Source organism: Halothiobacillus diazotrophicus (assembly GCF_001663815.1).
GTDB lineage: Bacteria > Pseudomonadota > Gammaproteobacteria > Halothiobacillales > Halothiobacillaceae > Halothiobacillus > Halothiobacillus diazotrophicus.
In genome coordinates this window covers 1,152,612-1,166,206 of sequence record NZ_CP016027.1, presented here as the reverse complement: position 1 = coordinate 1,166,206, position 13,595 = coordinate 1,152,612, and the positions used below count along the sequence as shown (strand labels likewise).

10 protein-coding genes and 1 tRNA gene are annotated in these 13,595 nt (G+C 59.0%); 1 reads left to right on the top strand and 10 read right to left on the bottom strand.

Going from position 1 to position 13,595, the window contains the following annotated elements; translation table 11 throughout:
* Positions 1–291: 291 nt before the first annotated feature.
* From A9404_RS05160 to A9404_RS05140, 5 genes are all read right to left on the bottom strand, one after another.
* Positions 292–1,677: a site-specific integrase gene (locus A9404_RS05160; protein ID WP_066099206.1), complete on the bottom strand. Its 1,386-nt coding sequence runs from the start codon at positions 1,675–1,677 to the stop codon at positions 292–294.
* A 90-nt stretch (positions 1,678–1,767) separates the two neighbouring features.
* Positions 1,768–1,844: transfer RNA gene (locus A9404_RS05155), tRNA-Arg, on the bottom strand.
* A 155-nt stretch (positions 1,845–1,999) separates the two neighbouring features.
* Positions 2,000–5,107 carry an efflux RND transporter permease subunit gene (locus A9404_RS05150; RefSeq protein ID WP_231880948.1) on the bottom strand — a complete coding sequence of 1,036 codons (3,108 nt, stop codon included), beginning with the start codon at positions 5,105–5,107 and terminating at the stop codon, positions 2,000–2,002.
* Positions 5,104–6,243 (bottom strand): efflux RND transporter periplasmic adaptor subunit, encoded by a 1,140-nt coding sequence (locus A9404_RS05145; RefSeq protein WP_066099205.1) that lies wholly within the window; start codon positions 6,241–6,243, stop codon positions 5,104–5,106. The genes A9404_RS05150 and A9404_RS05145 overlap by 4 nt, the downstream gene beginning before the upstream one ends.
* An 18-nt stretch (positions 6,244–6,261) precedes the next feature.
* Entirely contained in the window at positions 6,262–7,800 is a 1,539-nt protein-coding gene (locus A9404_RS05140) for an efflux transporter outer membrane subunit (RefSeq protein WP_082923014.1), read from the bottom strand.
* 551 nt (positions 7,801–8,351) lie between these two features.
* Here A9404_RS05140 and A9404_RS05135 point away from each other — a divergent pair.
* On the top strand, positions 8,352–9,332 hold the full coding sequence (locus A9404_RS05135) for a sensor domain-containing diguanylate cyclase (RefSeq protein ID WP_197490441.1): 981 nt from the start codon (positions 8,352–8,354) through the stop codon (positions 9,330–9,332).
* A gap of 45 nt (positions 9,333–9,377) precedes the next feature.
* Here A9404_RS05135 and A9404_RS05130 read toward each other — a convergent pair whose 3' ends face one another.
* The 5 genes from A9404_RS05130 to A9404_RS05110 form a co-directional block, all read right to left on the bottom strand.
* The gene (locus A9404_RS05130; RefSeq protein ID WP_197490440.1) at positions 9,378–10,268 is read right to left on the bottom strand and encodes a phospholipase A; all 891 of its coding nucleotides are present in this window, start codon (positions 10,266–10,268) and stop codon (positions 9,378–9,380) included.
* Positions 10,269–10,528: 260 nt separating this feature from the next.
* On the bottom strand, positions 10,529–11,311 hold the full coding sequence (locus A9404_RS05125) for a GGDEF domain-containing protein (protein WP_066099202.1): 783 nt from the start codon (positions 11,309–11,311) through the stop codon (positions 10,529–10,531).
* Positions 11,311–11,697 carry a DUF1987 domain-containing protein gene (locus A9404_RS05120; protein ID WP_066099201.1) on the bottom strand — a complete coding sequence of 129 codons (387 nt, stop codon included), beginning with the start codon at positions 11,695–11,697 and terminating at the stop codon, positions 11,311–11,313. The genes A9404_RS05125 and A9404_RS05120 overlap by 1 nt, the downstream gene beginning before the upstream one ends.
* Before the next feature lie 31 nt (positions 11,698–11,728).
* A complete protein-coding gene (locus A9404_RS05115; protein ID WP_082922751.1) occupies positions 11,729–12,277 on the bottom strand; it encodes a SiaB family protein kinase in 549 nt (182 codons plus the stop codon).
* 1 nt (position 12,278) lies between these two features.
* A complete protein-coding gene (locus tag A9404_RS05110) occupies positions 12,279–13,529 on the bottom strand; it encodes a SpoIIE family protein phosphatase (RefSeq protein ID WP_066099199.1) in 1,251 nt (416 codons plus the stop codon).
* Between the last annotated feature and the right edge of the window lie 66 nt (positions 13,530–13,595).

Genomic DNA, 13,595 nt, shown 5'->3' with positions numbered 1-13,595 from the left:
GCCTGATGTCGTCTGCTTGGCTTTCGTCCCTGATCGATGTGGTGGGGGAGGCCGGTGGTAGAGAGTGGTCATCCAGTGTCTATGGATGCAGTCCCGACTTCCTCAGCGTTCGACATTGCCTAAGCGCGTTAGACAAGTGGCCCTAGGCCCCATGACTCTCTCCAATTGGAAGGGCTCAAGGGGTGAGGGCTGTCTTTTTCATTTTGGTGGTAAGGCTAATAGTTTTTTTGGGAACATGACTGTGGTGAAGGTAAAGAGACGCTGTCTCAGGGACTACCAAGTCAGCTAGTCCTACTCCAGAGTTGCTGTGAGAGACTTCTCCAGAACCTCTTGCATCAGCATGAGTGCTGTCTGTTGGCCGTAGCTCTGGGCTACTGAAACCCTGGCCCATCCGCCAATCTCATTGATGAGAGTTTCTGGGGCGTTCACGTTCTTCAGGCGGGTTCTCATAGTGTGCCGAAGCCAGTGGGGCGTATGGCAATCAAGCGCCTGAGTTGCCTTCCGCATTGCTGCTGATGCACTGTCGTTCTTGAGCCCATGCTCTGACATGTACCGAGGGAACAGGAATGGACTCTGAGACTCCCTGAGGGCTCTTTGTGCGGCTAGGAGTGCATCTCCTACGAGCGGGACTCTCCGCCTTGAATCCTTTGTCTTCAACCTTCTCAATGGGTTTGCATGGATGATGAGATGCGGGATTTCATCGTCAATCTTCACGTCTTCGCGCAGTAAGCCTGCAACTTCACTGACACGCGCTCCGGTATCAATCAGCATGCCCAGCATGTTGGCGGTGGGCGTGCTTCTCGCGCGTATGTAGCCTCTGAGCTTGTCCATCTGTGTTTGGTTTAGGGAACTCCTTTCCTCAACATCCTCGCCATTCCCGCGAATCTTATGCTTTTCAAAGGGGTTCTTGATTTCTAGCTCTTCATCTCTGATGAGTTCGGATACAGCGGCCCGAACAGTGCCCACGCGCTTGCTAACACTGCCAGTCTTCAAGCCTGATGCCAATGCTGCATCAATCGCAGTGGAAACCTCAGCCCGCCTGTAGTCTTCAATCGGCCTATCCCCAAGGACATCCGTAATCAGTCTGAAGGAGGCTTCTGTGGCGTGTATACCTTTCCGGTCGAGTGAGCGGGTTTTGATGTAGTGGTCTTTGGCGTCGCTCAAGTGAAACTTGTAGCGGCCTGAGACGATTTCGATGGCTGTACGCTCAACAGGGGATATGAAGTCATCGAAGTGCTCTTCGAGGTCGATATGCGGCCTGTATTGAGACTCCCTCAACACTCTTCGTTCTAGGTCATCGGTGAAGATGTCCCACGCAAGTGCGGCTTGCTCAGGATTCGGTTGTTTGTTCAATGGGAGAGCGAGCAGCCCTTGAGCCTTGATGAGCTTGAGCGCATCAGCCTTCACTGCGGAGGTTGGAGTCCCGTTGAGTGCTGAACTCCACTCCCGGTCGTCAGCCTGGGCTAGTTGGACGATTTTTCGGGCGGCTTCAACTTTGTTCTTTGTCTTGAGGGAGACCACCTTGAAAGTGGGCAAGTCAATGCCTTGCTGGCGCATCGCTTCGCGGAACTGTTCTGGATATCTTCTGCGGTAGTAGAAGACGCCATCAGTACGCTTTTGCCAGATATGCTTGATGGACACTTTGAAGATGTTGGAATTGAGCAGGACAGAGAGCACGGTACCACCTCTTGGAGAGCAATGTGTCCCCAGTGTGATACCTCTCTATGCGGCAAATGCTTTTGTTTACATGCACTTGCTGCAAGGTTTTGGTGCGCCCGACTGGATTCGAACCAGTGACCCCAGCCTTCGGAGGGCTGTACTCTATCCATCTGAGCTACGGGCGCAAAATTTGAGCGCGAATCATAGCCGTTCGGGGGTGTGCTGTCCACCGTGGGGCCGCTGGATCGCTCTGTTCAATCGGCCTCGCGTGGCTCCTTGGCGAGGTGTGCTGAGTGGGTGCGGTTGCCCATAGTCTATCTCTATCGTCTATCTCCATCGATCATGCCGATGGGGTGGGTGTCGCAGGCTCGGCTGGTGGGGTGTTGCGCTTGCCGAGGTCGTGGGCCAGCAGCATGTAGACACCGGGCACGATGAACAGGGTAAAGAAGGTACCGATGCCCAGGCCGCTGGCGATGACGAGGCCCAGGTCGAAGCGGCTGACCGCGCCGGCGCCCGTGGCGGTGATCAGCGGAACCACACCCAGCACCATCGCGAAGGTGGTCATCAGGATCGGGCGCAGGCGCATGCCGGCAGCTTCGATGATCGCGTCACGCTTGCTCTTGCCCTGTTCCTGCAGCTTGTTGGCGAATTCCACGATGAGGATGCCGTGCTTGGAGATCAGGCCGATCAGTGTGACGAGGCCCACTTCGGTGTAGATGTTGAGCGTGGCCCGGCCGACGCCGAGGTTGATGAAGATCAAGGCGCCGGCGATCGACAGCGGCACCGACACGAGAATGATGACCGGGTCACGGAAGCTTTCGAACAGGGCGGCCAGCACCAGGAAGATGATGACGATGGCGAAGAAGAAGGTCACTACCATGCCGCCGGATTCCTGGATGAACTGGCGCGAGGGGCCGGTGTAGCCGTAGCCGTAGCCGACCGGCAAGGTGGTTTTTGCCAGTTGGGTCAGCTTGTCGAGTGCTTCGCCTTGCGGAATCGTCGGATAGTTCACGCCCTGGATCGTCGCGGTGTTCTGCTGCTGGAAGTGGTTGATAGACTCGGGTTCCACGTGGGTTTCCAGCTTGGCGACAGTCGAGAGCGGGACCATCTGGCCGCTCGCCGTCTTGAGATAGTAGTGCTTCAGTTGATCGGCATTCAGTCGGAAGCGTTGCTGGACCTGGGGGATGACCTTGTAGGATCGCCCGCCCAGTTCGAAGTAGTTGACGTAGCCGCCGCCGAGCATGGCCGATAGCGCCGAGCCGATATCCTGCATGTTGATGCCGAGCTGGGCCGCCATGTCGCGATTGATGACCACGGTGGTCTGCGGCAGGTCGATGCGCAGATCGGACTGCAGGAAGATGAAGTCCCCGGTTTTGAGTGCCGTCTGCAGGAAGTCGTTTGCCACTTTGAACAGTTGATCGAAGGGTTCGGTCGTCGTGATGGCGAACTGGATCGGCAGGCCACGCGAGCCCGGTAGCGGCGGGGGTTGGAACACCGCGTTCTGCGTGCCGGCGATATGGCTGAGATCCTGCTGGATGATGGGCTGCAACTGGCCGGCGGTCCTGCTGCGCTCGTCCCAGGGTTTGAGCACCATGCCGCTGATGACCTGGGTGGGTGTATTCAGCTGGAAGATATGGTTTGTTTCGGGGAACTTCTGGAAGGTCTTGATGACTTGCTCGCCGTAAAGGTCGCGTTGCTCCAGGGTGGCGGTCGGCGAGTTGAAGGCGATCGACAGCAGGACGCCCTGATCCTCCTGGGGCGCCAGTTCCGTCATCGAGGTGGTGTAGAGGAAATAGATGCCGCCGAGCATCAGGAGGACGAAAACGGCCACGACCGAAAGATGGTTGAGGACGCCGCCCAGCTTGCGGGAATAACTGGCATGTACGGCATCGAAGCGTCGGTCCAGCCAGACGACGAGTCGATCCTGCCAGCCGCCGCCATCGCGCCTGGGGGGGCGCAGCAGCCGGGAGCACATCATGGGCGAGAGGGTGAGCGCGATGATGGCGGACATCGTCACGGCGCCGACCAGGGTGAAGGCGAATTCGGTGAACAGGGCGCCGGTAAGACCCCGCATGAAGCCGATCGGGATGTAGACCGCAACCAGTACCACGGTCATGGCGAGAATGGGGCTGGCCAGTTCGCGTGCCGCCTGAGTGGCTGCCTGGAGCGGGCTCGCACCTTCCTCGAGGTGACGGCTGACGTTTTCCACGACGATGATGGCGTCGTCGACCACGAGGCCGATCGCCAGTACGAAGGCGAGTAGCGTGAGCAGGTTGATCGAGTAGCCCAGTGCCAGCATCACCGTGAAAGTGCCGATCAGCGACAGGGGAATGGCGATGACGGGAATCAATACGGAGCGGAACGAGCCCAGGAAGACAAAAACCACCACGGTGACGATGAGGATCGCCTCGATCAGGGTTTTCAGCACTTCATGAATCGACGAATTCACGAATTTGGTGGAATCGTAGACGATGTTCGCCTTCAGCCCCTGGGGTAGCTGGGATTCGATGTCCGGCATGACTGCATGCACGCGCTTGATCACGTCCAGCAGGTTGGCGCCCGGTGCAACCTGGATGCCGATATACACGGCCTTGCGCCCATCGAAGGAAACGCTGGAGTCATAGTCGTCCGAGCCCAGCGTGACTTTGGCGACGTCCTTCAGTCGTACGATCGATCCCTTGTTTTCCTTGAGGATCAGTTGCTTGAACTGTTCGAGGGAATGCAGGGCCGTGGACGCATTGAGGTTGATTTGCACCATCTGGCCTTTGGTCTGCCCGCTGGACGATAGATAGTTGTTGGCGGCCAGAGCGCTGTAGACATCGGCGGCGGTCAGGCCGACGGCGGCCAGTTTCTGCGGGTTCAGCCAAGCGCGCAGGGCGAAATTCTTGGCGCCGAGAAGTTCGGCGTTTTGGACGCCCTCGACGGCTTGCAGCTTGGGTTGTACGGCACGAATCAGGTAGTCGGTGACCTGATTCGGCTTGAGTACATCGCTGTAAAAGCCGATGTACATGGCATCGATGGTCTGTCCGATGCTGACGGATAGGGTGGGTTTCTGCGACTGCGGCGGCAGCTGGTTGAGTACCGAGTTGACCTTGGTGTTGATCTCGGTGAGCGCCTTGTCCGGGTCGTAGTTGAGCCGGAGGTTGACGGTGATGTTGCTCAGCCCTTGCGTGCTGTTCGACGTCATGTAGTCGATCCCATCCGCCTGGGCGATGGCGTTCTCCAGTGGCGTTGTGATGAAACTGGCAACGAGGTTTGCATCCGCCCCCGGGTAGGCGGTGGTGACGGTCACCACCGCGTTTTGCGTATAGGGAAACTGCAGGATGGGCAAAAGACCGAACGAGCGGATACCGAGCACCAGCAACACCAGGCTGATGACGATGGACAGCACCGGCCGGGCGACGAAGATGTCGGTGAATTTGCGCATGTTGTCCGAAACCGTACTCATTCGTCTTTCACCTCGGGGTGCGGATTGTCGGTCGGCTTCACGCTATTGTTGATCAGGACGGGCGCACCGTTGCGCAGTTTGATCTGGCCAGCCGTCACGACCGTGTCGCCCGGTTTGATGCCGCTCAGTACGGCGATCTGATCGCCCCGGGTGGCACCGGTCGTCACGAAGTGCTGGGAAACGGTCAGGGATTCCTTGCCGTCCTTGGACTTACCGTGATTTACGACGAAGACGGTGCTGCCGTAGGGGTTGAACGCGATTGCCGTGCTGGGCAGGGTCAGATAGTCCTGCGGCGGCCCCTGGTTGATTGTCAGCGTGGCGAACATGCCGGGCAGCAGTTCGCCCTTGGGGTTGTCGATCGCGGCGCGCACGGTGAGATTGCGCGTGGCCGTATTGATCTGCGGTTCGATGGCCGTGATCTTGCCTTCGTAGGACTGGTCGGGGCGCGCGTCGGTCGAAACCGCCACAGGTTCACCCAGATGAATCAGGTCGACCTGCGTTTGTGGCACGGTGAAATCGATGTACATCGGGTCAAGCTTCTGCAGACTCACGATGTCCGTGCCGGGTGCCAGATATTGGCCCAGATCGACCTGACGGATGCCCAAGACGCCGGAGAAGGGCGCACGGATGATCTTCTGATCGATCAGCGCCTGTTGGGCGGCGATTTGCGCTTGGGCACTCTTCAGGGTCGCGGCGTCGCTATCCACCACGGCCTGGCTGACCGCCTGGATCTTCAGTTGGGCGCGATCCCGCGTCAGATTCTGGCGCGCAAGCTCGGCATTGGCCTTGAATTGGGCCAATTGCGCCTTGAGCGGGTCGGCATTGAGTTCAAGCAGTGTCTGGCCCGCCTTGACCTGCTTGCCGGATTCGAAATGAATGGCGGTGATCAGACCGCCGACTTCGGCCGACAGCTGCGTGGACTGGGAAGCGCGCAGCGTGCCCACGGCCTGGATGGTGGGTTGCCAGCGGGATTTTTCGGCAATGGTCGTCGATACGGTTTGCGGCGGGATGCCATGACCGCGGATGGCCTTGGCGATCATCGTGTTTCGGAACTGCTGAAAACCGTAGATCCCGCCAAACACCAGAGCGACCAGCAACAGCATGACAAACATGCGCAGAGGGGTTCCTTTCGACATTTTCTCTCTCTCCGGTGCTCAGGGGGTGGGGGTATCGTGTGTTGTCGTGTTCTTGGCCATGGGGGGCGCCGGGCTCGTCATGCCGCCGCCCATGGCCTGATACAGGGCGACGGTGTCGTTCAGGCGCTGGGCGCGTGCGGTCAGGGTCAGCAATCGGGTTTGCGCGACCTGCTGTTGCGCGATCAATAGTTGCAGATAATTGGCACTGCCCAGTTTCAACTGCTGTTCGATCAGGGTCAGGGATGCCTGTGCGGACTGTTCCGCCGCCGTCTGTGCCGCCAGCGTGTCTGCATCGTTGGTGCTGGCGCGCAGGACATCGGCGACGTTGCGTAATCCATCGAGGACGGTTTGCTGGTAGTTCGCCGCTGCAGCAGACAAGGCCTCGTGTGCTGCATCGGCACCCGCCTTGAGACCACCGTTGAAGATGGGTTGCGTGAGGCCCGCAATCAGGCTCCAGATCAGCGAGTCCGGCCGGAAGAGTTTCTCGGGGGCAATGCTTTGGCTGCCGAGGGTTCCCGTCAGGTTGATTTGCGGGTAGAGATTTGACACGGCCACCCCGTATTGGGCACTGGCGGCATGCAGAAGCGCTTCGGATGCCTGAATGTCGGGACGGGCACGGACCCATTCGGACGGTACGATGACTGGCAGGGTATCGGGCAGAACGAAGTCCGCCAGGGTGAATTGGGGAATCGAGGCCGCACCGGGCAACTGGCCCGTCAGGGTGGCGAGCAGGTGGTTGGCCTGCGCTCGCTTGGTCCGCAAGGGGGGCAGTGTCGCCCGCGTCTGCTGGATCTGAGTCTGTAGGCTGAGCGCGTCGCTGCGGGTGGCTGCCCCGAGTTTGATCCGTTTTTCAACGAGATCGAGTTGATCTTGTTGGGACCGAATGATGGCCTCTGTCGTGGCGATCTGCTCGTTCAGCATGGCCTGGGCGATGGCCTGGATCGCGATGTTTCCGGCCAGTGAGAGTCGAGCCGCTTCCAATTCGTACTGCTGATAGTCGGCCTGTGCGGCAAGTGCCTCGAGCGCGCGTCGGTTGGCGCCGAAGAGGTCAAGGTTGTAGGTGACGGAAAGCCCGGCGTTGTACAGTTCGAAGGAGCGTTTCCCGCCGTTCTGGCCGAAGGCCGAGTTGTTGATGCCCTGACTCTGTGCCGCGAGTTTGCCGTTCACCTGAGGCAATTGGGTAGAGCCCGCCTGTGCCGCGAATGTCTGTTGGGCCTGCCGGAACTTGGCTTCGGCGGCCGTGAGTGTAGGGCTGGTCGTCAATCCTCTTGCAATGAGTGCGTTCAGCGCCGGATTGTGGAACTGCTTCCACCAGTCGCGGGGGACTGTTTGCGCAGGGGTGTAACTTTGCGCAGTGCCCTGCGCGGTGCTGTTCGTTGCCTGATTCTGCTTCGGTAACGTCGTTTGAGTGTACTGCGCGACATCAGGCGCGGCCGGGCTGTGAAAATCCGGGCCGACTGCCGTGCAGCCGGTCAGGGCAATCAGCACGAACCCCACGGGGAGGCTCGCGCGGAGCGGCCGCCACGCAGAGTGGGCTGGGGCAGGGCAGTCATGCATGTTCAAAGCCACTCCTCGATCATGGAAGTCGTTCGGCAAAGCGCCTCTGTTGCCCGATGGCGAAAGGGTCGTGTCCTGAAGTCGGTTTACGCAACGGTATGGACGACTAAAGATAGCATACTAATTATTGCATTTCGTCACGGAATGGGGCTCTGTCTGCTACCGCCGCCGATATCACCCGATCAACGCATGGTGGCGGGCTCTTGGCGATTGGCATCCCGTTTTTGAGACGGTTGTTCCGTTTCGTTGTTTACTTATGGGGTCATGGATATGTCCCAGGTCCAATATTCAGTCAATGGCATGAGGTTGTCCTGACTCAGGTTGCGGAATGAGCCTTTCGCGTCACCGCGTGCACCTGGGAGATTATTACCAGGTAGCGTATTCGCGCTTTTTCGGTATATTACCGGGAGTAGGAAGCGGGGGTAAGGCCCGGAATTATTTTAGGTTCTGCAACCGAAAAGCGCCCCAGTGCCGTCTGCTTCGCGTGCCCGGCCATGTCGTTTGGCTGGGATTGCGGGGCCGCATGGGCGCCAGTCATAGGGAGTCGTCACTTGTCACAGGATCAAAACGCACCATCGTTGTCATCGGCGGTCGATACCAAGATTATCCCCGATCTGTCGGCTCTGATTGTCGCTGAAGGGTTCGAGTCAGCCAGTCGGGCCATTCTGAATTATCTGCATCAGGAGTTCGGCTTCAAGCTCTGGATGACGACCCGGACCGAAGGGGACGACTGGATCGTGCTCCAGGCGGAAAACCACGGGTACGACCTTCACGAGGGACGCGTCTATCCCTGGAGTGAAACCCTCTGCGCCCGCATGCTGTACGACGAGGGACCTCGCGCGGCACCTTCCGTGAAAGATGTCGCCGTTTATGCAGAGGCGCCGCTCTGCCAGTCCCTGCCGATTGGCGCGTATGTCGGTGTGCCGATGATGCGGGGTGATGGTTCTTTTCTGGGGACGCTGTGCGCGATGGACCCCGATCCGCAGGACGTGGATGTGGCCCGTCTGGTCCCGCTCATGGAATTGCTGGCACGTCTGCTGGGCATTGTGCTGGATAACGAGTTGAAGGCGGTGGCGCAGCAGCGATTGCTCGAGCGCACGCTTGAGGCGGCACAGACCGACGATCTGACGGGGCTGCTCAACCGTCGGGGTTGGGAGGCGGGGATTGCTCTGGAGGCAGCACGCGTACGGCGATATGGCGTGGCTGTCTGTGTCCTCGTGGTCGAAATCGCGCCGGGTGCCGAGGTGGACGACGCGCTGGTCAGTCGTGCCGCATCGTGCATGCGGATCTGCGTGCGGGAAAGCGATCTGCTGGCGCGCATCGATGGGAGCGAGTTCGCTGTCCTGGCGCTGGAATGCGGGGCCATGGGTTCCGAGCGGCTGGGCGACAAGCTGAAGGCGGCGCTGGAAGCGGAAGGCATTCCCGCTGCGGTAGGTGGGGCTGCTTTCGATCCGATCGACGAGATTTCGGAAACCGTAGCACAGGCTCTCGAGGCCAAGGCGATGGATCGGGCACAAATGATCGGTGCGTGATGGCGCCTGGGGTGCACTGCTCGACCAACCCGCCTAGAGGGTCGATTACAGCCAGTCGGTGAGCGCCACGCCTATACCGAAGCGGCTGATGGAACGATTGTAGTCGATCAAACTTTCGCCGTACCCGTTGAAATACTGGACATAGCCTCGGATGTGCTTGTTCAGTGGCTGGCTGTAGTTGATTTCGATCGATCCGCGATTGTTTCTTCTGAGGTTGTTCCGTAGCGTCGCCGAAAGCGTGGCGTCCTTGATCTTGTAGGCCAACGTCAGATCCCCGTAGCCCAGATAGTCGGTAATGTCCGGATTGTCGTCGGTGGCGCGGGACTCGGGGAGCCGGTACCAGGCACGAATGGCACCCGCCAGATTGCCGGCACCGAACACGCTTTGTACCGCCAGCCGGTTCCAGCTGCGGGAACGTTCGCCGCCCTGTCCGTTGGACTGATGGATGAAGCTGAAACGCAGTTTCCGAAAATCCATGTCGCCGAGACGATGGTGCGTGGTCATGTCGAGGCCGATCTCGGGCTCGTAGTTGGTTTCACGGAAGGGGGCGGAAGCATGGGAGCCGAGCAGTTCACTATTGTAGAGCTGCCAGAAGGACAACTGCGTGTAACCGAAGTAGAAGGCGGTGTCCTTGCCGAATGGCTGATCCCACCAGTCGAACTGGAAAGATAACTGGAACTTTGCTTCGACCTGCTGTGGCGAGAAATCATATACCGGGCGATCCAGACGGGTTGGCGTATAGCTTGCTACCAGCATGTAGTTCGGTTTGAACGCGCGGATGAGGAAGGGGTTGTCGTTCTTCTGTTCTTCATCGGCGAGACGCTTCCCAAGCGCATCCTCCTCGGATTCGACCGATGATGGCGACCCGATGGGTTCGGCCGATGCGGGTGGCATCGCTTCGGACAAGCGCTCCGGATGAAGGGGGGCGGCGTGCACGACAGTCTCCGAGGCGGGCAGCGAACGCCTGGCCAACGCGTCATAACAGGCAAGTCGCGACTGGTCGTTCGTGATGACGCTACATCGGGTTAGTGGGTCCCCCGATGCGGGCTGCGAAGCCCCTTGAGCGCCCATGGGGAGAAAGAGACAGGTTGCCAGACACGTCCTGGCGGATACGTCGAACGTTTTGCTCATCGGGCTGTGTCCGGGGAATTTGAGTAAGCCGGATTATGAGCGGCAATGCCTGGCGGTGAAAACTTTTATTGTGGCTGGGGCGCGCTTACCGGGTCACTGGCTTTCGGTGCGTCCATCGGGGCCAGTGGCGACCAGACGATTTCGATTCGATCCCGGCCGTTGTGCTTGGCTCGATAGAGGGCGTCATCCCCGCACAGATAGAGCTTTTCGAAAGGAAATCCCTTGGGCGCAATGGTGACGCTCAACGACGCCGTGATCCGCAGTCCTTCCTCCGTGCTCGACCGCAGGTTGCGGATGCCGTGACTGGCCTCTTCGGCCAGGATGATGGCCTGTCGAATGTCTGCAGTGGGGATCACCATGGCGAATTCCTCGCCACCCAGTCGCCCGGCAAATCCCGGGTAGGTCACGAGTTTGGCGATTTCCGTGGCCAGCCCGGTGAGCACCTTGTCACCGACAGGATGGCCGTAGCGGTCGTTGATCTGCTTGAAATGGTCGATATCCAGAAGAATGAGCGCGACTGGCCCTTGCATCAGGAGCCGTTCGGCTTCGTGAATCAGGGTGTTCCGATTCAGCAGACGGGTGAGCCCGTCATGCCGGTTCTGATAGGTCAACGCTTCGGTCAGTTCGCGCAGGCGCACGTTGGCGATATTGAGTTCCAATTCCGTACGATCGGAGTGGCCGATGACGCGGCGCATTTCGCGAATCACACGTTCGAATTCGCCGATCAATTCGCCCAATGCTTCGCGATGCGGGGTGTCAGGCCCTTGATTGTGCGCAGCGACAGCGCGGTCGAGAACGGCCTTTTCCCGCTCGAAAAGATCCGGATGGCCGAGGGTGTGCGGGTCCATTACGATTCGAGCGCGTGGGCGTTGAATTCGATGGCTGGGAAGTCTTCGGCAACTTCCAGTCCGAATTCGAGAATGGTCTCGTCATCGACATCGTGATGCCAGTCCAGCGTGATCTGATTGCCGTCCTCGGCGGCCTGATTCAGGCGATCGAAGAAGCTGAACAGCATCTTGGTGCTGGAGCTGTTGAAGTAGTTCAGCTGGACGACGACATGGACATCTTCATTACTCAGCGTGCCGAGAAAATCGGAAGTCTGGTTCAGGATGTCACCATAGAAGGCGGCCGCGCTCTCCGGGTAGGATTCCCCCTTGAGGGACAGTCGACGTGATGCAAAATCGAAATCGACTTCGGGTGTGTTGCTGGTGGGCGCCAGATATAGTTTGTTCATGATGATATCCTATTAATTTTAATTGGTCTTTTCAGATTGTCGCCTTCAGCGTGAACATCAGCATTCCGTTGCCTATCGGATTGAATCCGTACTCGATGGGCGCGCTGCTGTCCTTGGCGATGGTCAGGAGCCCGAGTCCGGCCCCCTTGCTGTTTTCGTTGGTTTCCGAGCGCAGGGCCTTGCGGTAGGCGTCCTTGATCTGCTCGTTCGTCATGGCGCGCAGCGGTTCCAGTTGTGGCGTGAGCTGCTCCGCGAATTCCTGGCTGACGGGATTGGCGCACAGAATGAGAAAAGCGTTGTCGACATGCGTGACCAGTACCGACCCGGCACGCATTTCCAGCGTGGTCTGCTCGGGCGGGGTCAGGCTGTCGCTGGAGTAATGGACGATGTTCTGAGCCATCTCGATGAAGGTCGAGAAGATCTTGCGACGAACGCTGCCACTGGCGTCGGATTGACCGATGCGCAAACGAACTGCATCACCGATTGCGTTGATGATGTTCTGAGAAAAATAGCCTGCGTAGAAAAAGATCAGGTGCTCGTCCAGTCCGGGGAAGCAGGGGTTGATGTCTTGTAGCGACATGTCATTCGTCATGGGTGGTGGTCCCTGTTGAGTGGGTTGTAGGAGTAATGTTCAGTGCTACCAGGGTCACGTCATCCCGACGGATCTGTTGTCCTTGATAATCCGCAAATTGCGCGAGAAACGCAGCCTGCTGAACCGGCATGGGCTCATTGCGCGTTTGCATCAGCAGGTTGTTCAGGCGACGTTTGCCGAATGCGATTCGCTTTGGGCCGCCCACTTGGTCGATGACGCCGTCGCTCAGGAGAAAAATGCGGCTGGGTTCATCGATGATTTCGGTCCGGTTGTTCCAGGCGGCCGTCATGGCTGTGCCGGCATAACCGACGCCTTGCCGATCGCCCGAAAGGATCCGTACGGGCGCATCGCCATGGCGGGGAAGGACGAACAGGGATTGGTGCGCGCCCGCATAAGTGAGCGAGCAGCTGGATTGGTCGAATCGGACGACGATGCCGTCCAGGCCGTCATCGGAGTTTTCCTGGCCGTTGGCGTCTCCGCCGTGCTGGTTCAGGGCGCGCTTGATGTGGCGATTGATGGCGCCGAGCAGGGCGGCAGGGTCGCGCGCGCCTTCGGAAATCAATGCCTGTTCGAGGGCCGATTCGGCGATCAGGGTCATGAAGGCGCCGGGAACGCCATGCCCCGTGCAGTCGAACAGCACCGCGAGAAAACCGTCCTCGAGCGGCACGAAGTGAAACATGTCGCCGCCCACGACATCGCGCGGTTCCCAGATCAGCCAATGATCGTCCGGAAGATGTTTCTGTAGTGCGAGTCGGGACGGTTTGAGCAGGGATTGCTGGATGACGCTGGCGTATTCGATGCTCTCCAGTAGCTGACGATGCTGTCTGGCCTGAAGTGCCGTCATCGCCTGCATGAGGTCGAGCACCTGCCCGATACCGAGGTATTTGCCCTGATCGACGATGATGAATCCGTCGGTGAAGACCTTGTTGCCGGCCTCGACGGCCAGGGCGGTCAACTGCTCGATGCTGACGGCGGCCTCCACGACCAGCGGGTTCTTATCCATGAAGGCGATGCAGCTTTTCTGACTGTACAGCTCCGGGTAGAACGGTTTGGTCATGTTGCTGTGGAAGAGGTTGCGGTTGATCAGCCCCATGGGCCGTCCGTCATCCAGGATAACCGGGAGATTTTGCAGGCTGGATTTCTGGGCGAATAGCCCGAGAACTTCTTCGTTCTTGTAGTCGGGTGTGATGGCACTGGCTTCGATCAACAAATCACCGGCAAAGCGGATTTCTTTGAGCATGTCAGAAGGACTCGTTCGTCTGGCGGTGAAAGGGCGACTCATCAATCCGTATGATGCCGGTCATGA